Here is an 18,298-nt window from a genome sequence, read left to right as displayed (position 1 = left end):
CCCGGAGGCGGGTCGAGCCTCCGGGGAACGGTTCTTTCAAGTGCCCGCTACTGCACGAGCTTCAGCAGCCGGTTCGGCGAGCCCGAACCAGCGCTGGTGACCTTGCCGGTGGTGGCGCCGGCGACCAGGGCCGAGGCGACCTGGGCCGGGGTGGAGGAGGTGTGGCCCGCCAGGTAGACCGCCGCCGCGCCCGCGACGTGCGGGGTCGCCATCGAGGTGCCGGAGATGGTGTTGGTCGCGGTGTCGCTGGTGTGCCAGCCGGCCGTGATGGACGAGCCGGGCGCGAAGATGTCCAGGGCCGAGCCGTAGTTGGAGTAGCTCGCCTTGGCGTCGGTGCTGGTCGTGGCGCCGACCGTGATGGCCTCGGCGACCCGGGCCGGGGAGGACGAGGAGGCGGTGGTGCTGCTGTTGCCCGCGGCGACGGCGTACGTGACGCCGCTGGCTATGGAGTTGCGGACCGCCGTGTCCAGCGAGGCCGAGGCGCCGCCGCCGAGCGACATGTTGGCGACCGAGGGGCCGGAGTGGTTCTGCGTCACCCAGTCGATGCCCGCGATCACACCGGCCGTGGTGCCGGAGCCGCTGTTGTTCAGGACCCGCACGCCCACGATCTTCGCCTTCTTGGCGACACCGTAGGTCGTGCCCGCGATCGTGGTGGCCACATGGGTGCCGTGGCCGTTGCCGTCGGAGGCGTCGTTGTCGCCGTCGACGGCGTCGTAACCGTGCGCGGCACGGCCGCTGATCTGCTGGTGGGTGACGCGCACACCGGTGTCGATCACATAGACCGTCACGCCGCTGCCCGCGCTGTCCGGATAGGTGTAGGTGCCGGAGAGCGGGAGCGAGGTCTGGTCGATACGGTCCAGGCCCCAGGGAGCGCTGGTCTGGGTGGCGTCGGCCTGGACGCGCTGGTTCTGCTCGACCGCGGCCACGGCCGGGTCGGCGGCGAGCCGCTTGGCCTCCGTGGCGGAGAGGGCGGCGGAGTAGCCGTTCAGCGCCTTGCCGAAGGTCTTCTCGACCGTGCCGCCGTACTCCTTCACCAGGCCCTTGCCCGCCGCCGAGGACGCCTTCAGCCCCGCGCTCTTCTTGAGCGTGACGATGTAGCTGTCCTTGATCGCGGTCGGGGAGTCCGCCGAGAGCACCCGGCCCTCGGCGGGAGCCGCCTGGGCGGGCAGGGCGGTGAACCCGCCCACGAGGGCGGCGGTCGCCAGAGAGGTGATCGCGGCGAGTCCGAGTCTCTTGCTACGCAGTTGTGCCATTACGAGGGAGTCCTCCTCTAGGCGGCGCGCGCCTGGGTGGGGCGCGCGTCATGTGGGGGTGGTGCGCGGGCTCGCGCACACGGCCAGGAGCGTCGCGTTCCGCTCGCTGCCGGAGTAAAGCGTCGACCATCTACCGGCGTAGAACAAGAGAGTTGAGCACTAGTCAACAAATCTGTCATGAGCACGAAATAAATCAACAGGCTTGGCATGGACACTTCCTGTCAACACGCGTAGCTGCTACGACGGTTATGGCAGAGATCCTGCTAAAGGGAGGTTCCATGAGACGTTCCCGACTTGTCGTCCTCGTGAGCTCGCTCCTCCTCGCCGTCGGCACCGCCCTCACCGGGGCAGCGACGGCGCAGGCGTCCTCACTCGCGGCAACTGGCGGCTATGTGGCGCTCGGTGACTCCTACTCCTCCGGAGTGGGCGCCGGCAGCTACATCAGCTCCAGCGGCGACTGCAAGCGCAGCACGAAGGCATTCCCCTACCTCTGGGCAGCCGCCCACTCACCCTCGACGTTCGACTTCACGGCCTGCTCGGGCGCCCGAACGGGTGATGTTCTGTCCGGTCAGCTCGGCCCGCTCAGCAGCGCCACCGCCCTCGTCTCCCTCAGCGTCGGCGGCAACGACGCCGGATTCGCCGACGTCATGACGACCTGTGTGACCCAGTCCGACAGCTCCTGTGTCTCCCGCATCAACACCGCCCGGGCGTACGTCGACTCCACGCTGCCCGGCAAGCTCGACGGCGTGTACTCGGCGATCCGCTCCAAGGCACCCAACGCACGCGTCGTCGTCCTCGGCTACCCCCGCTTCTACAAGCTCGGCACGACCTGTCTCGGCCTCTCCGAAGCCAAGCGGAAGGCCATCAACGACGCCGCCGACCACCTCGACACCGCCATCGCCAAGCGCGCCGCCGACCACGGCTTCACCTTCGGCGACGTACGCACCACCTTCACCGGCCACGAGATCTGCTCCGGCGACTCCTGGCTGCACAGCGTCAGCTGGCTCAACATCGGCGAGTCCTACCACCCGAAGGCCCCCGGCCAGTCGGGTGGCTATCTGCCGGTGCTCAACGCCAACGACTGACCGGTCATCCGGAGTCCGAGTCCGAGCCCGTGTCCGTCTCCGTGTCCGTGCCCGAAGGAGAAGGGGAGGCCCCGTCCGTCGGGGTCTCCGTCTCGCACGTCACCGAGAACGGCACCCCCTCGGACGTCGTCCGCACCGGCTCCCGCACCTCGACGCTGATCTCGTTCTCGAACGCCCCGCTCTCCGCGTCCGTCGTCACGGTCACCGCGTCCTGCTTCGTACGCCCGCCCCCTTCCGGGAACGACAGCGTCTTCCAGCCCCCGTCGAGCTCGGAGCCGTCCTGCGTCACCCAGCGGTAGCGCACCTCGGCCGGCAGCCGGCCCACCGTGAACGTCGCCGTGAACTGCGGCGCCTCGGCGTTCTTCGGCGGGCACGGGCCCGAGTAGTCCGTGCGCCTGCCCTCCAGAGCCACCCGCACCGACTGCGGCGGCGGACTGCTCTTCTCGGTCTCGCTCTCGCTCGGCGTAGGGGAGGGGCTCGACTTCTCGCTCCCGGTGTTCTCCTTAGGGCCGGTCTCGGCCGGCGTACTCGCCCCGGCACCCCGGTCGTTGTCCCCGGAGCCGTCGCCGCCCCCACTGTTCAGCAGCGCGTACGTCAGCCCGCCCACCGCGAGGGCCAGCGCGAGCACGCCCGCTACCAGCACCCGGCCGGTCCGGCGGTCGCGATCATGAGGGGTGGCCGTCGTCGTCCCACCCGAGCCGGAGGGCATCGGCTGCCCCGGGAAGGGCATCGGGGGCGTGGCGGCGGGCTCGGCGCGGGCCGCGGCCATCGGCGGGTACGGGACCGCCCGTGTGGTGTCCGCGCCCGCCGTGCCGCCCGCGGCGATGACCCGCAGGTCCTGCTCGGCCCGCTCGGCCGGCAGCCGCTGCTCGGGATCCTTGCGCAGCAGTCCCTCGATGACCGGGGCGAGCGGCCCGGCCCGGTACGGCGGGGGCAGCTCCTCGTCGACGATCGCGCGCAGCGTGCTCAGCGGCGTGTCGTGACGGAAGGGGGAGTGGCCCTCGACCGCCGCGTACAGCAGCACGCCGAGCGACCACAGGTCGGACTCCGGGCCCGGCGTGCGGCCGAGTGCCCGCTCCGGGGAAAGGAACTCGGGCGAGCCGATGACCTCCCCGGTCATGGTCAGCGCGGAGCTGCCCTCGACCATGGCGATCCCGAAGTCGGTGAGCACGATCCGGCCGTCGTTCGAGATCAGCACGTTGGCCGGCTTCACGTCCCGGTGCAGCACCCCGGCCTCGTGCGCGACCCGCAGCGCGGCCAGCACCTCGGCGCCGATGTGCGCGGCCCGCTGCGGCGGCATCGGGCCCTCGGCGTCCAGCACCTCCGCCAGCGAGAGCCCGCGGACCAGCTCCATGACGATCCACGGCCTGCCGCCGTCCGTCGCCACGTCGTACACCGTCACCACGTTCCCGCTGGCGACCCGGGCGGCGGCCCACGCCTCCCGCTCCAGCCGGGCGTACATCCGCTGCACGTCGTCGCCGGCGAGCCCGGCCGGGGCGCGCACCTCCTTGACGGCGACCTCGCGGTGCAGCACCTCGTCTCGGGCGCGCCACACCGTCCCCATGCCGCCCTCGCCCAGCGGCGCCAGGAGCCGGTAGCGGCCCGCGATCACACGCTCATGGCCCGGTTCTTCGGACACGGAGCCCCCATTCGCAGCCGGGCGAAATCTCCACGAGGTCTGTTTTCCCCACGAGGTCGGTTTTCCTCACGACGTCCGCTTTCCCTCTGACGCCTGTTTTCTCACGAACGTAACTCAGCCGAGTGCGGATGCCGCCCCCTTGAACACCAGTCCGGCGCCGAGTACCACCACGGCGAAGGCCGAACCGAGCGGTGCGGTGCGGCGTATCAGGGCCGCCATCGGGCCCGCCGTCCAGCGGGGGCGCCGGTCCAGGAGCCGGGTCATCCCGCTGCCCGCCTTGACGACGGCGTACCCGGCGGCCGTCAGGGTGAGCGCCAGCCCGACGCCGTACGCGACGACGAGCAGCAGACCGAACCAGGCCTGCCCGAGGGCCGCGGCCCCGACGAGCACCACCACGGCGGACGGGCTGGGCACGAGTCCGCCCGCGAAGCCCATGAGGATCGTGCCGCGGAGGGTGGGGGCGACGGCGTGGGAGTGGGTGAAGCCGCCGTGGGTGTGCACGACCGTGTGCGGATGGGAGTGGGGGTGGGCGTGGTCGTGCGGATGGCTGTGGTCGTGGTGGTGGTCATCGCCGTGCGAGTGATCGTGATCGTGATGGTGGTGGTCGTGATCGTGGTCGTGTTTGTGGGGGTGAGGGTGGGGGGCGCGGCTGCGCAGCGCGCGGCGGACCAGGCTCGCGCCCGCCAGGGTCACCAGCAGGCCGCTGGCGACGCCGAGCCAGGCGATCACCGAAGGGGCCGCCGCCGAACCGGCCGTGACCAGGAGGCCCAGGGCGACCACGCCCAGGGTGTGGGTGACCGTCACCGAGGCGGCCATGGGCAGGACGTCCTTCATCCGGGCCGCACCGCCCCGGGCCGCCGCCGTCGCGGCCATGATGGTCTTGCCGTGGCCCGGGGCGAGCGCGTGCATCGCGCCGAGGACGACGGCGATGCCGAGAGCCAGCGCGGCGAAGCCCGCGGTGAGGTCGTGCCGGGCGACCAGGTCGTCCAGGGCCCGCGTCCAGCGGTCGGCGCCGCGCGGCAGCACGGAGGCGGCGGGGGCGTCCGACTCCTCCTCGGCCAGAGCCGCCCCGCCGGGGCGCACCCGCAGGGCGGCGGACGCGGTGTCGGCCGGCGAGGAGAGCAACTCCTCGGGATACTTGGTCAGTTCGGCCGATATCGACTTCTCGGGTACGTCCGACGCGGTGAGGGTCATACGGTCGCCACGGGCCGTGACCTCCCGCCAGCCCGGGCCGGAGGAGGCGCCCGCGCCGCGGAAGCCGAGGGACACACTCTCCTTGTCCGACGGGAGGGGAGCGGTCAGCTCGCACTCCACGCGGAGGGTGTCGAGCCCCGCCTGCCCGGGGCGCACGCGGGCGCGGCTGCGCTCGGCGGTGAGGGCGGCGGTACGGCCGTCGACGGTCACCCTGCTGTCCGCGGCGGCCGTGGCGCACCGCTCGCGGGCCCACAGGGCGATGCCCAGCCGCTCGATGTCCGGCTTCGCCTGGGTCGCCGGGATCTCGGCGAGGTCCTCGACGTGCCGGACCCGGAGTTCGCCGGGGGCGGCGACGAGGCCGTCGTAGCGGTTGACGGTGAAGTTGCCCAGCGGGTGGGCGCTCGCCGTGGCGGCGGGCAGCAGAGTGAGCGCGCAGGCGGCCGTGAGGACGGCGGCGCCGGACGCGAACAGTCGGCGCAGGGTCACCGGTTCTTCTCCAGGTCCTTGAGCGCGGTACGGGCCTCGCGGGCGCCGAGGGGCGAGAAGCCGGGGTTCAGGTCGAGCGCGGCCTTCAGATGGTCGCGGGCCTCGCGCTCGTCACCGGTGGCGCGTTCGATGATCCCGCGGTGGAAGAGGAAGGCGGCGTTGCGGTAGCCGGTGGCGGTGGCCCGGCGGGCGTACGGCAGGGCCTCCTCGTCGCGGCCGTTGACGTGCAGGGCCCAGGCGAGGGCGTCGGCGGTGTGCACGCTGTGGCGGCGGTCCCACTCGGCGCGGGCGGAGCGCAGCGCCTCCTTCTTGTCGCCGTGGTCGGCGGCGGCCATGGCCGAGTCGAGGTCGGCGTTGACACCGCCGGCCCGGGCCAGAGCCGTCCAGGCGTCGACCAGGGCGTACTGGTCACCGGCCTTCGCACGGTCGCCGTCGGCGCCGCGGTCCTCGTACAGCTCGCCGAGGGCGACGAGCGGGCCGGGCAGCGGGAAGCGGGCGACGACCTGCTCCAGTCCCTTCACGGCGGCCGCACGGTCACCGTCCGCCGCCGCGGCGCGGGCGCGGCCCTCCAGGGCGGGCAGGTAGGAGTCGTCGGCGGCGAGCGCGCGGGCATAGTGGCCGAGGGCCGCCTTGTAGTCGCCCTGGTTCCAGGCGAGTTGCCCGAGAGCGGTGGCGACGTACGCGATGTCGGCGGGCGAGTCGGCTGCGTCCAGGGCACGTTCCAGCACGTCACGCGCCGTGCGGACGTCGCCGCGCAGCTCCCGCACGTACGCGTACCGCGTGAAGACGGGCACCCCGGGGCGCCTGTCGTCGGCGGTGTCGGCGGCCTTTGCGGCGTCGTCGTACCGGCCGAGTTCGACGAGCGCGTCGATGCGGGTGCACAGGGCACGTTCGTTGTAGGGGTTCTGCTTCAGGGCCCGGTCGGCGTACTTCAGGGCGCCGGGGAAGTCGTGCCGGGCCGCGGCGAGGGCGCCCTGGCCGGCCAGGGCCGGGTCGTTGCCGGGCTCCAGTTCGAGGGACCGCTTCAGCGCGCGCTCGGCCTGCGGATAGCGCGAGGGGTCGCCCTTCGTCCGGGCCTGTTCGACGTAGGCGACGCCGAGGGTGGCCCAACTGCCGAAGTCCCTCGGCTGGGCCCGGAGATGCTTCTGCAGGGACGCGATCCCCGCGTCGAGATCCCCCCGGGCCAGCACGCCCGGCGACAGCGCCCCGGCCGCGGACACGGCGGCGGCGTCGCCGCCTGCCCGGCCGTTTCCCGCACCCCCGAAGGCGATGGCCCCTCCGGTCAGCGCCACAGCCAGCAGCGCGGCGCACCCGGCCAGCTGAGCCGCCCGCCAGCGCCGCGCGCCGTCGGCGGTCCGCCGCATCGCGGCCACCCGCTGGTCGACGTCCTTGCCGGCGGAGGATGCGCTGTCGCTGTCGCTGTCGCTGTCGGGACGGGCGCCCTCCGCATGGGCCCGTGCCTCATCGGCCTGTGCCTCGCCGGCCTCCCCGTCACGCCCGGCCGCGGCATCAGCCTCCGGCTCGACGGCCGGCTCGTGGTCCGGGCGTGGGCGGTCGTCGTCGCGCCTCTCCGGTGCGCTGTCCGTCGTACGCGGAGGCATGGGTCTCCTCAGTCGGCTGTGCAGGTGCAGGTGTGGGAGCAGACGGCGCGGCCCGTGCCGTGGGGGATGGGTGGGAACGGGCCGCGCCAGTAGGGGGGAGCGGAACGGGTCAGTACGCCCGGTTCCGCATACGGCGCCACCACATCAGGGCCGCGCCGATCAGGACGATTCCGCCCGCGCCGGCCCCGGCGGACGCGGCGATCAGGCGCATGTCGTCCGAGCCCTGCGCGCCGGCCGGCTGCAGCGCGTCGCCGAGCTGGCTGCGGACGTCGTTGCCGCCGTCCACGCCCTTGGCGAGCGGGCCGCGCGAACCCTCGGTCGGGTTGGCCAGGTACGGGAAGGACTTGCCGAACTTCTTGTCGTTCTCGTTGACAGCGTCGCCGAGGTCGTTCTTGGCGCCGAGCAGTTCACCCTCGACGACCTGGAGCGACGCGTCGATCACGTCGTCGGTGAGCCGCCGCCCGTTCGGGAAGCCCGCGTTGTCACCGTCCAGGACGCCCAGCCGCTTGGGCTTGGCGGCCGGCTTGATGGACGTGTTGAGCCGCAACTGCTCCGACGGTGTCACGTGCGGCGGCTGGTTGAGGTCCTTGACGCCCTTGAGGAACACGTCGACGAGGTCGTTGCGCGGCTCGTCGGGCGCCGGGATCTTGTAGATCCCCTCGATGAGCTTGGGCAGCTCCGGGTTGGTGACGTTCTCCAGGAACTGGGCGTCGTCCCGCGGTGCGGACGCGTTGAACTTGTCCTTGTCCTTCAGCGGGTTGACGACCTCGTTCACCAGCGGCATGCCGAGGCGCGAGACCTGGGAGTAGTAGCCCTTGGCGTTCTCGCGCTGCGTCGTCGACCAGATGCCGACGATGGGCTGTTCGTGCGACTCGGCGATGAAGCTGTTGGGGACCTGCAGGGCGATCGAGTTGACGTTGTAGCCCTTGAGCGTGTCGTTGCCGACCTCGGAGAGGTTCCCGCCGTACAGCAGGTCGAAGACCCTCAGGTCCAGGAAGAACGGGTCGTCGGCCTGCCCGGCGAACGTCTGGGCGCCCCCGGCGAGCTTGTGGATCGCCTGCTTGCGCAGGGTGTTGTAGTCCGGCATCGACGCCTTGCCGACGTTCGACGGCGCCACCGGCACGTCGTCGGCGACCTTGGTCTTCGACACCGCCTTCAGGTTCTTCAGCTTGATCAGCTCGAGGTCGTAGGTCTGCGTGATGTTGAGGTCGGGGTCGTCGAGGCTCTCGACCGGACCCGTGTTGTACAGGAACGTCTTGTCGTTCTTCGTGTGCGTCTTGAACGTGTACCGGAACAGCAGGTCTTCCTGCGCGTCGCCGTTGCTGTCGATGCGCAGGTCGTACTCGGCGTCCTCGGCGAACGTGAAGAAGTTGGGCCCGCCCGCCGGTTCCTCCATCGGGATCCAGTTCGCGACGATGGTCGTCGTGTCCGGCTTGTCCGGGCTGACGAACGCGTACACGTCGGTGTTGTCGTACTGAGGTGTCCCCGAGATCAGCGGGGCCTCGCGGTGACTGGAGGCGGAGGCCTCCTCAGGCGCCAGCGCGGTCACACCGGCGGCGGTGAGCCCGCCGGTGGCCAGCGCACCACAGATCACAGTCGCGATGCTCCGGCGCCCCGCGCCGGTCCTGAAGCTAGGTGTCATGCCGTCCGTCCTCGGTGCCAACTTGCCTGACACACACCATTCGGAGCGGTCGGCAGAGCGGATTGGTCGAATCTCAAACGTTCTTACGGCGCGACTGGAATGTTGTTTCATCGCAGGAGACCCGCGTTTTCGGCGAGTTGATCCGTAACCCCATCCGGAGGTGTGTGCGTTGCGAATACCTCGTGTGAGGGGACAGGCCCGATGCGGCCTCGGAGAGGGGGAACGAGTGGAGGCGGACGAGCTGCTGCTGCTCGTGGCGGGCGGGAACCACCAGGCCTTCGAGGAGTTGTACGGACTGGTGTCCGGCCCGGTGTTCGGTCTGGTACGGCGTGTGGTGCGCGACCCGGCCCAGTCGGAGGAGGTGGCTCAGGAAGTGCTGCTCGAACTGTGGCGGTCCGCCGCGAAGTTCGACCCGGGCCGGGGGAGCGCGCTGTCCTGGATCCTCACCCTCGCCCACCGCCGTGCCGTCGACCGGGTGCGCAGCGCCCGCGCGGCGGGGGAGCGCGAGCAGCGCGAGGCCTGGCGCGCCCACTTCCCGGCCTTCGACCAGGTCACCGAGGAGGTCGAGGCGGGACTCGAACGCGAGTGGGTACGCCGCTGCCTGGACCGCCTCACCGACCTCCAGCGCCAGTCCGTCACCCTCGCCTACTACGAGGGCTACACCTACCGTGAAGTGGCCGAGCGGCTCTCCCTGCCGCTGGGCACCGTCAAGACGCGCATGCGTGACGGGCTGACCCGGATGCGCGAGTGCCTGGGAGGCGTGGCATGAGCCTCTTCCGCCGCGAGGACCCGCACTCGCTCGCCGCGCCCTACGCGCTCGACGCCCTGGAACCCCCGGAGCGGCTCCGCTTCGAGAGGCATATGAAGGACTGCGACCGCTGCGCCGCCGAGGTGCGCGCCCTGTCCGAGGACGCCGTCCGGCTCGCCTGGTCCACGGCCGCCCCGGCCCCTGCCGCCCTGCGCGACCGCGTCATGGCCGCCGTACGGACGACTCCGCAGGACCCGGTGCCCCAGGAGGCGGCACGCGAGCCGGCACGCGCGCGTGCGACGCAGCTGCCGCCGCACGTGTGGGGCACCCAGCCGCCGCCGAGACAGCGGGTGCGGCGCCGGATCCCGCTGTTCGTGCCCTTCGCCACGGCCACCGCCGCCGCGGCCCTCGTCGTCGCCTCGCTGTTCGCCGTCCAGGCGAACCGGACCCAGGACGAACTGACCGCCGAGCGGGACCGGTCACGTGAGATCGCCCACGTTCTGGCGGCTCCGGACGCCCGTGCGAGCAGCGGCCGGGACGGGCGGGGCCGGACCATCGGAGTGATCGCTTCCGCGACGGAGGGGAGCGCGGTGGTCACCCTCGGCGGATACAGCACCCCGCCGGGCGGCCGAGTGCACCAGTTGTGGCTCATGCGCCCGGGCGCGCAACCACGCTCCCTGGGGCTCCTCAAAGGCGACACGCCCCTGGTCGCGACCAGTCTCGGCTCCTCCGCGACGTCACTGGCCGTAACCGTCGAGCCCGCCGGAGGGTCACCGCAGCCCACCACCCAGCCCATCGTCCAACTCGCCCTGAAATCTGTTGGATTCGGAGAGTAATCGGAGATACATCGTCAACCCCCTTATGGGGAAGGTGAATCCTGTGACCGCGATACACGAGTGCCCGGGCGGGGCGATAGGGTTAACCTGCCCGGGCCGGGTGGACTCGTACGGGTGGGGAGTGACATGGAACAGATAACAGTGCGCAGCAGGGCGAGGGTCCCTGCGATCACCTGCGGGAGCAGCGCGACCAGCTCGCGCCTCGACCGCCATCTGTCGGTGCTGGGCGGTCCTGCCGTCCCGCAGCGGGAGACGGTCGAGGCGACCTCGCTGATGCGTGAACTGACCGCGCGTCAGCCGCATGACCGCAGTGGCAGGGGAGCACGCGTGCGTCGCGTCTCGCTCTTCGCACCGCTGCGCCGACTGCGCCGCTCGCTGTTCGGCGGCAGGTAGGGGCCCGCGCTCGGGCGGTCACACCGCCCCCGGCGTCACGCTGCGCACTCGTCGTCCGTCATCCCCACGGCACGCAGCAACGCCAGGTGTGTTCCCGAGCGCGGCACGCTCCCCCCTCCCTCCTCCCCTCCCCGGGGTTACCGCTCCCCGTGTGCGTACTGACGCACGGCCAGCGGCACGAAGATCCCCAGCAGCACGGCGCACCACATGAGTGACCCCGCGACGGGGTGGGCCACCGGCCAGGCCGCTTCGTCGGGCACGGGCGCGTTGCCGAACAGGTCCCGCAGGGCCGTCGCCACCGCGCTGATCGGATTCCACTCGGCGACCGTCCGCAGCCACCCGGGCAGTCCCGTCGTCGGGATGTACGCGCTGGACAGCAGCGGCAGCAGGAAGGTCGCCCCGCCCAGCTGACCGGCCGCCTCCTCGTTCCGGGTGAGCAGGCCGAGGTAGATCCCGGCCCAGGTGCACGCGAAGCGGAACAGCAACAACAGCCCGACGGCCCCCGCCGCTTCGAGCGGGCCGCCCTCGATCCGCCAGCCCACCGCGAGCCCCACCAGCAGGAACGGCACCGTCCCGACGGCCGTGACCACCACGTCCGCCGCGGCCTGTCCGAGCGGTACGGCCGCCCGGCTCATCGGCAGCGTACGGAAGCGGTTCGTCACGCCCCGGTGCGTGTCCTGGGCCGCCTGGAACATGCCGGTCATGATGCCGCCCGCGGCGGTCGCCACCAGCAGGCCCGGCACGAGGAACGACCGGTACGCCTCGCCCGGCATCGCCAGCGCGCTGCCGAAGACGTAGCCGAAGAACAGCAGCATGCTGATCGGCATCGTCTGGGTGAGGATCAACAGCCCCGGGTTGTTCCGCATCCGCAGCAGCTGGCGCCCCAGCATCGCGGTCCCGTCGTACGCCAGCATGCTCATGCGGCAGCCTCCCTTTCCTCGCTGGTGGTCTCGGTCAGGCGCAGGAACACGTCGTCCAGGGTCGGTGGCCGCAGGCTCACGTCGAGCAGCGGCACGCCCGCCGTGTCCAGGGCGCGCACCAGCAGCGGGAGGGTGAGTGTCGGGTCCTTGCTGACCGCGCCGACGGCGTTGCGCTCGTGGTCGAACGACGGCTGCGCTCCCGTGAGCCGGTCGAGCACGCCCGCCGCCCTCACGAGCACGTCCGCGTCCGTCACGACGACCTCGGCGTGCGCCCCGACGAGCGCCTTGAGCTGTGCCGGCGACCCGGTGTGCGCGACCCGGCCCCGGTCCACCAGGGCGATGTCGTCGGCGAGCTGGTCGGCCTCCTCCAGGTACTGGGTGGTGAGGAGCACGGTCGTGCCCTCGGCGGTCAGGTCGCGCACCGCGTCCCAGATGAGGTTGCGGCTGGCCGGGTCGAGGCCGGTGGTCGGCTCGTCCAGGAACAGCACGTCGGGGCGGCGGATCAGGCTCGCCGCCAGGTCCAGGCGGCGGCGCATGCCGCCGGACCAGGTGGACGCGGGCCGGTCGGCGGCCTCCGTCAGGCCGAAGCGGTCGAGGAGTTCCGCGGTCCGGCCGGCCGGACCGCGCACCCGGTGCAGCCGGCCGAACAGCAGGAGGTTCTGGCGCCCGGTCAGGTCCCCGTCGATCGAGGTGTCCTGCCCGGTGACACCGATCCGGCTCCGTACGGCGGCGGCCTCGCGGACGAGGTCGTGCCCGGCGACCCGCGCGGAGCCCGCGTCCGGCCGCAGCAGCGTGGTCAGCAGCCGCACGGCCGTGGTCTTGCCCGCCCCGTTCGGCCCGAGGACCCCGCACACGGTGCCCTCGGCCACCCCGAGGTCCAGTCCGCGCACGGCGTGAACCTCCCCGAATCGCTTCTCGAGACCTTCACTAAGTACAGCGTACGTAGAAGTCATGGCTCGACCATAGCGCACTACGTACGCTGTACGTAACTAGGATGGTGGCCGAGGTGATGATCGATGGCGGGCCGAGCGGCCGTACCCGAAGTGATCTGGGCGCGCCCCGAGCGCACCGGCCGTGGGCCGAAACCGGCGTTCACCCGCGCCGGCATCGCGGCGGCGGCGGTGCGGATCGCCGACGCGGAGGGGCTTGACGGTGTGTCCATGCGGCATGTCGCCGCGGAGTTGGGCTGCGGCACGATGTCGCTGTACAACTACGTCCCCCGAAAGGAGGATCTGTACGAGTTGATGGTGGACGCCGTCGGTGCCGAGCACGAGATGTTCGAGCCCACGGGCGACTGGCGCGCCGACATGCTCCGCAACGCGGAGGAGACCCGGGCCATCATGTACCGCCACACCTGGGTGCCGCGCCTGATGTCGGGCGTCTACGGCTTCAGCCCCAACACCCTGCGCTATCTGGAGCACTGCCTGGCCTGCCTCGAACCGCTCGACGCTCCGGCCGGGACGAAGACGGAGCTGATCGCGCTGCTCAACGGCATCGTGACGACCTACACCGCGAACGACATCGCGACCGTCGAGCGCACCCGCTCCATGCCGTGGTCCGAGGAGGAGGAGAACGCGGTGCGTATGGCCTATCTGGGCAGCCAGGTGGCCACCGGCGCGTATCCGCGACTGGCCGCGGCCTTCATGGAGCAGAGCGGGCCGGTCGATCTGGACGCGGTGTTCAAGCGCGCGCTGGAGCGTGTACTGGACGCCTACGACCCCGATCTGCGCTAGAGCAGTGCGAGCTGCCCCTCCGGGCCCTCCTCGGGGCCGTCCAGCACCGAGGCCGGCCGGCGGACCGCCGCCGGCACCGGGAGGAGGCCCGCCTCGCGGAGTTCGGCCGTCGTGATCGGGTCGGGGAGCGCCGGCTCGTCCGCCGGCTCGACCAGGGGGCGCAGTTCCGCGAGCAGGGCGAGGACCGTGATCAGTTCGAGCAGCTCCGATGTCCAGGTCTGCGTCCAGGTCGCGGGGCGGATCGCCGCGAGGGTGCCCGGCTCGGCCTCGGTGACGCGCGCCTCGAACCACTGTTCCAGGACGCGGACCCCGCCCGCCTCGAAGTCCCAGGCTTCCGGCGGCACCGGGGAGATGCGGCCCTCGTCCAGCAGGAGGGCCTCCTCGTCCCTGTCGTAGTCCAGGGTCAGCGGCCGGGAGGGCAGCGGGGCGCGGACGTAGGGGCGGCGGCCGCCGGGGAGCTTCGGGCGTGCGCCGTCGCGGCGCATCAGCCACAGCAGTCGGCGGCCCAGCTCCACGCCCCGCGTCCACGCCTCGCTGTCTCCGGTGAGCGGGACGGTGAGGTCCGGGCGCGCCGTCGCCGTGATCCAGGCCAGTACGTCCAGAGGCGTCGGAGCGTCGCCCAGGCGGGCGCCCAGGTGCTCCAGCAGGCCGGGGGTCAGGTTGGGTTCCCGCCCGCCCGGCCGGCGGAACAGCGGGCGGACGCGGCCCGGGCGGAGCAGCGGGAGCAGTGAGGTGACGAGGAGGGAAGGCGCGAGGGCCGCGGGCGCCTCCACCACGAAGACCTGCCGTTCGTCCGCCACCCGCCACAGCTCCGGGCGGGCCGCGTCGATCAGCCGCTGGTCGGGGATCAGCCACTGTTCGTCGAAGGGTGCCTGCAGCACGCGCACCGGCTCCGGGCACGGGCCCGAGGCGCGGAGCAGCTTCTCCGTGCCGCCCGTCCGGCCGGGCAACTGGCCGACCGCCGTGTGCAGCGTGCGCGAGCGGGTCGGCTCGAACAGGGTCTCGCGGTCGGGGCCCTCGGCCTTCACCAAGGCGTCCCAGCGGGCCTTCAGGGAGGCCGCGTCGGGGGCCGCCGGCCAGCCCCGGCCGAGCCGCGGCGGTGCGACGGACCACGGCATGAGGTCCGCCAGCGGCGGAGCGTCGTCGTGCGTCACGCAGGGCATCGTACGACGCCTCCGAGGGGCGCGGGGCTGTGTCATGTGCGGCTCCGCCGCGCGGGCGCGACCGGCCCCCACCGGCCCGCGGGGCGACCGCTACGCGTCAAGGGTCACCGTGAAGGAGAACCGGTCGCCCCGGTACTGGATGACGGCCACGTCCAGGGGCCGCCCGTCGGTGTCGTAGGTGATGCCCGTGTAGTGCAGGATCGGGCTGAGCAGCGGCACTTGGAGCAGCTTCGCGGTCTCCGGGTCGGCGAGCCGGGCCTCCACCGTGTCCGTGATGCGGCTGATGTCCACCCCGACGACATCCCGCAGCACCTTGGTCATGGGCCACCGGACGAGGTCGTCCAGGTCGATCCGCGCGGCCAGTTCGGGACGGACGTAGTTCCGGGCGTGATTCGTCGGCTCACCCGTCTTCTCGTCGCTCCGCAGCCGGTGGTACGTCGAGACCTCCCGCATCTCCGGGAAGAACTCGGCGAGTTCGCCCGGCACGGGGGTCGTGCCGTGGTCCAGCAGTTCGGTCGTCATACCGGACTGCTGGGCCACGATCGCGTCCACCGAGCCGAGCAGACGGACCGGGGAACCCCTGCGCGCGTGCGGCTCGATGAAGGTGCCCCGCCGGCGGTGGCGGGTGATCAGCCCCTCGTCCTCCAGCTCCTTCAGTGCCTGCCGCATGGTCAGCACGCTCACGCCGTAGTGCCCGGCCAGCTGCTCCTCGGTGGGCAGGCGCAGCGGGTCCTGGGGCGAGCGGCCGAGGATCGAGGCGCGCAGCGACTGCGACACCTGGTACCAGAGCGGCAGCTTGCGGTTCAGGACGATCGAGTCCGGAGCGAAGGAGGTCACGGGCCATCCGTACCGGTCAGGGGGGTTCAGTGCAAGGGACGGAAGTGCCGCTCCAGGCCCTGCCAGACGTCGTCGTAGCGCTGTTGGAGGTGTTCCGCCCGGGCCGCGTGCGGCGTGAGGGTCAGCGGCCAGCGGGTCTCGAACATGAACGCCAGCCCGTCGTCGATCTTCTGCGGCTTCAGCTCGGCGGCGCTCGCCCGGTCGAAGGTCTCCCGGTCCGGGCCGTGCGCCGACATCATGTTGTGCAGCGAACCGCCGCCCGGTACGAAGCCTTCCGCTTTCGCGTCGTACGCCCCCTCGATCAGGCCCATGTACTCGCTCATCACGTTCCGGTGGAAGTACGGCGGCCGGAAGGTGTCCTCGCCCACCAGCCAGCGCGGCGCGAACACCACGAAGTCGACACCGGCCAGGCCCGGGGTGTCCGACGGGGACGTCAGCACCGTGAAGATCGACGGGTCCGGGTGGTCGTAGGTGATGGTGCCGAGCGCATTGAAACGGCGCAGGTCGTAGGCGTACGGCACATGGTTGCCGTGCCAGGCGACGACATCGAGCGGGGAGTGGTCGTAGGTGGCCGTCCAGAGGTTGCCGCAGAACTTGTTCACCACCTCCACCGGGCCCTCGACGTCCTCGTACGCGGCGACCGGGGCGCGGAAGTCCCGGGGGTGCGCGAGCCCGTTGGCGCCGATCGGGCCCAGGTCGGGGAGGCGGAAGGGCGCGCCGTAGTTCTCGCACACATAGCCGCGGGCCGAGGCGTCCAGCAGCTCCACACGGAAGCGAACCCCACGCGGGACGAGCGCGACATGGCCCGGCTCCACATGAAGCAGACCGAACTCGGTGCGCAGCAGCAGTCCGCCGCGCTCCGGGACGATCAGCAGCTCGCCGTCGGCGTCGCTGAACACCCGCTCCATCGAGGCGTTGGCGGCATAGAGGTGCACGGCGACGCCGGTGCGCTGGGTCGCGTCGCCGTTGCCGCCCAGCGTCCACAGCCCGGCCAGGAAGTCGGTCTCGGGGGCCGGGTCGGGAAGGGGGTTCCAGCGCAGCCGGTTCGGGTCGGGCACGGTCTGGGTGAAGGGGGCGGTGTGGATCGAGTCGTTGTGGGTCCGGGTGAACGCCGGGTGCGCGGCCGACGGGCGGATCCGGTACAGCCACGAGCGGCGGTTGTGGGACCGCGGCTCGGTGAAGGCCGTACCGCTCAGCTGCTCCGCGTACAGCCCGAGCGGAGCCCGCTGCGGCGAGTTGCGGCCCTCGGGCAGCGCGCCCGGGACGGCCTCGGAGCTGTGCTCGTTGCCGAAGCCGGAGAGATAGGTCAGCCCCTCGGCGGTCTTCCGCGTTCCCTCACGCTCGAACCCGCTCGCGCGGGAGGTACCCCCATCGCCCATGATCGCTGCTCCCTTGCGGTCCGATTCCCGATTCCTATGCAACACCGTAGGATTGCGTTTTCCCCGGCGCAAGAGGGACACGCGCCCTCCTCTCGACGGATGACCTGAACCCGACTTGAGGACGATCCGCCGGGCCGGACACGCGTTCTACGCTCGCGGACATGTCGTGGACACGTGGACCTCTCACCCTGCTCGCGGTCTGCGTTCTGCTGGCCGGCGCCGGGGGCTGCGGCTCGGGTGATGCGCGGGAGCGGGGGAGCGGGACCTCGCCCACGCCGGTGGGGACGCTCCTGGAGGGCCGGGACACGGAGGGGCGGCCCTACCGTCAGGTGGCCCAGCGGGACGCCCCCGACCTCGGCATAGAGGTGCAGCCCGACACGGCCGGCAGCTGGGACGTCCGTCTGACCGTCCGCAGGTTCCGCTTCTCGCGGGCGGGTGCGACCGGTGCGGCGGTGGCCGGGCGCGGCCTCGCGCACCTCTATGTGGACGGCCGTCTCGTCACCCGGCTCCGCACCTCCGAGTACCGGCTGGCCGCCCACCTCGTGCCGCGCGGCACGCACCACGTCACGGCCCGCCTCTACGCCGACGACGGCACTGCCTGGGCGGTGGACGGCAGGCCCGTGGAGAGCACGGCCGACATCACCGCGTCGGAGCCCGGCCCGGGCGCGACGCCGGGTGCGACCGCCCCGGGAGAAGCGGGGACGCATGCGACGGACACCCGGTCCCGGATCGGGGGGCGAGGTTCACCCGGCCGCGCCGGAAAGGCATCATGAAGCCCGTGCCCCACGCGACATCGCTCCGTCGTGCGCCCGTGCAGCGGCGCAGTGCCGAACGTCTGACCAGGATCCTCGACGCCTGTGCCGACCTTCTCGACGAGGTCGGCTACGACGCCCTGAGCACCCGCGCCGTCGCCCAGCGGGCCGGCGTCCCCATCGGCTCGGTCTACCGCTTCTTCGGCAACAAGCGCCAGATGGCCGACGCGCTGGCCCAGCGCAACCTCGAGCGGTACTCCGCCCGCGTCACCGAGCGCCTGCGGGAGACGGGCGACGGGGGCTGGCGCGTGGCCATGGACGCCGTGCTCGACGAGTACCTGGAGATGAAGCGCACCGCGCCCGGCTTCTCCCTCGTCGACTTCGGCAACCAGATCCCGGTCGGCGCCCGCCACAGCGAACCCAACCACCGTGTCGCCGACCGCCTCGCCGAGCTCCTCTCCGGCTACCTCGACCGCGAGCCGGACGAGGAGCTGAGCCGGGTGTTCCTCATCGCCGTGGAGACCGCCGACACGCTCGTGCACCTGGCGTTCCGGGTCGCGCCGGAAGGGGACCCGAAGATCATCGAGGAGATGCGGGAGATGCTGCGGGCGTATCTGTCCCGGGTGCTCGACTGACC

The 18,298-nt window shown here is 72.1% G+C and carries 17 protein-coding genes; 7 read left to right on the top strand and 10 right to left on the bottom strand.

All coding sequences use genetic code 11. The features are described 5' to 3' along the window. Positions 1-47 precede the first annotated feature (47 nt). Positions 48-1,253, bottom strand: coding sequence for a S8 family peptidase (locus tag OHU35_RS09020; protein WP_189726659.1), 1,206 nt, complete (start codon positions 1,251-1,253; stop codon positions 48-50). 278 nt (positions 1,254-1,531) lie between these two features. Between OHU35_RS09020 and OHU35_RS09015 the strand changes: the two genes are divergently transcribed. Continuing rightward, positions 1,532-2,338 carry an SGNH/GDSL hydrolase family protein gene (locus OHU35_RS09015; protein ID WP_189726658.1) on the top strand — a complete coding sequence of 269 codons (807 nt, stop codon included), beginning with the start codon at positions 1,532-1,534 and terminating at the stop codon, positions 2,336-2,338. A 4-nt stretch (positions 2,339-2,342) separates the two neighbouring features. Here the strand turns inward: OHU35_RS09015 and OHU35_RS09010 are convergent, their stop codons facing one another. The 4 genes from OHU35_RS09010 to OHU35_RS08995 form a co-directional block, all read right to left on the bottom strand. Then, positions 2,343-3,977, bottom strand: coding sequence for a serine/threonine-protein kinase (locus OHU35_RS09010; protein ID WP_405505128.1), 1,635 nt, complete (start codon positions 3,975-3,977; stop codon positions 2,343-2,345). Between the two features lie 114 nt (positions 3,978-4,091). Continuing rightward, positions 4,092-5,657 carry a nickel transporter gene (locus OHU35_RS09005; protein WP_189726657.1) on the bottom strand — a complete coding sequence of 522 codons (1,566 nt, stop codon included), beginning with the start codon at positions 5,655-5,657 and terminating at the stop codon, positions 4,092-4,094. Next, on the bottom strand, positions 5,654-7,258 hold the full coding sequence (locus tag OHU35_RS09000) for a tetratricopeptide repeat protein (protein ID WP_405505127.1): 1,605 nt from the start codon (positions 7,256-7,258) through the stop codon (positions 5,654-5,656). The genes OHU35_RS09005 and OHU35_RS09000 overlap by 4 nt, the downstream gene beginning before the upstream one ends. Before the next feature lie 109 nt (positions 7,259-7,367). After that, entirely contained in the window at positions 7,368-8,900 is a 1,533-nt protein-coding gene (locus OHU35_RS08995; protein WP_189726655.1) for a DUF4331 domain-containing protein, read from the bottom strand. Between the two features lie 226 nt (positions 8,901-9,126). Between OHU35_RS08995 and OHU35_RS08990 the strand changes: the two genes are divergently transcribed. From OHU35_RS08990 to OHU35_RS08980, 3 genes are all read left to right on the top strand, one after another. Continuing rightward, positions 9,127-9,669, top strand: a complete 543-nt coding sequence (locus tag OHU35_RS08990; protein WP_184597574.1) for a sigma-70 family RNA polymerase sigma factor — start codon at positions 9,127-9,129, stop codon at positions 9,667-9,669. Continuing rightward, positions 9,666-10,484 (top strand): anti-sigma factor domain-containing protein, encoded by an 819-nt coding sequence (locus tag OHU35_RS08985; protein WP_189726654.1) that lies wholly within the window; start codon positions 9,666-9,668, stop codon positions 10,482-10,484. Before OHU35_RS08990 ends, OHU35_RS08985 begins: the two co-directional genes overlap by 4 nt. Before the next feature lie 126 nt (positions 10,485-10,610). After that, positions 10,611-10,877, top strand: a complete 267-nt coding sequence (locus tag OHU35_RS08980; RefSeq protein ID WP_184562045.1) for a hypothetical protein — start codon at positions 10,611-10,613, stop codon at positions 10,875-10,877. A gap of 137 nt (positions 10,878-11,014) precedes the next feature. Here the strand turns inward: OHU35_RS08980 and OHU35_RS08975 are convergent, their stop codons facing one another. Next, entirely contained in the window at positions 11,015-11,797 is a 783-nt protein-coding gene (locus tag OHU35_RS08975; protein ID WP_189726653.1) for an ABC transporter permease, read from the bottom strand. Continuing rightward, the gene (locus tag OHU35_RS08970; protein ID WP_405505126.1) at positions 11,794-12,750 is read right to left on the bottom strand and encodes an ATP-binding cassette domain-containing protein; all 957 of its coding nucleotides are present in this window, start codon (positions 12,748-12,750) and stop codon (positions 11,794-11,796) included. The genes OHU35_RS08975 and OHU35_RS08970 overlap by 4 nt, the downstream gene beginning before the upstream one ends. Positions 12,751-12,813: 63 nt before the next feature. On the opposite strand from OHU35_RS08970, the gene OHU35_RS08965 reads away from it, so the two are divergent. After that, positions 12,814-13,530 (top strand): TetR/AcrR family transcriptional regulator, encoded by a 717-nt coding sequence (locus OHU35_RS08965; protein WP_189726651.1) that lies wholly within the window; start codon positions 12,814-12,816, stop codon positions 13,528-13,530. Here OHU35_RS08965 and OHU35_RS08960 read toward each other — a convergent pair. From OHU35_RS08960 to hmgA, 3 genes are all read right to left on the bottom strand, one after another. Further along, entirely contained in the window at positions 13,527-14,693 is a 1,167-nt protein-coding gene (locus OHU35_RS08960; RefSeq protein WP_189726650.1) for a type ISP restriction/modification enzyme, read from the bottom strand. The two genes, OHU35_RS08965 and OHU35_RS08960, sit on opposite strands and share 4 nt — an antisense overlap. A gap of 90 nt (positions 14,694-14,783) precedes the next feature. Further along, the gene (locus tag OHU35_RS08955) at positions 14,784-15,530 is read right to left on the bottom strand and encodes a GntR family transcriptional regulator (protein ID WP_189726649.1); all 747 of its coding nucleotides are present in this window, start codon (positions 15,528-15,530) and stop codon (positions 14,784-14,786) included. 26 nt (positions 15,531-15,556) lie between these two features. Continuing rightward, the gene (gene hmgA, locus OHU35_RS08950) at positions 15,557-16,909 is read right to left on the bottom strand and encodes a homogentisate 1,2-dioxygenase (RefSeq protein WP_189726648.1); all 1,353 of its coding nucleotides are present in this window, start codon (positions 16,907-16,909) and stop codon (positions 15,557-15,559) included. Between the two features lie 161 nt (positions 16,910-17,070). On the opposite strand from hmgA, the gene OHU35_RS08945 reads away from it, so the two are divergent. After that, positions 17,071-17,682 carry a hypothetical protein gene (locus tag OHU35_RS08945; protein ID WP_189726647.1) on the top strand — a complete coding sequence of 204 codons (612 nt, stop codon included), beginning with the start codon at positions 17,071-17,073 and terminating at the stop codon, positions 17,680-17,682. Then, on the top strand, positions 17,679-18,296 hold the full coding sequence (locus OHU35_RS08940; RefSeq protein WP_189726646.1) for a TetR/AcrR family transcriptional regulator: 618 nt from the start codon (positions 17,679-17,681) through the stop codon (positions 18,294-18,296). Before OHU35_RS08945 ends, OHU35_RS08940 begins: the two co-directional genes overlap by 4 nt. Positions 18,297-18,298 lie beyond the last annotated feature (2 nt).

Origin of the sequence: Streptomyces purpurascens, from assembly GCF_045040895.1 — a bacterium.
GTDB lineage: Bacteria > Actinomycetota > Actinomycetes > Streptomycetales > Streptomycetaceae > Streptomyces > Streptomyces purpurascens.
The sequence above is the reverse complement of the archived record's forward strand: the minus strand, read 5'-3'. Positions and strand labels throughout refer to the sequence as shown.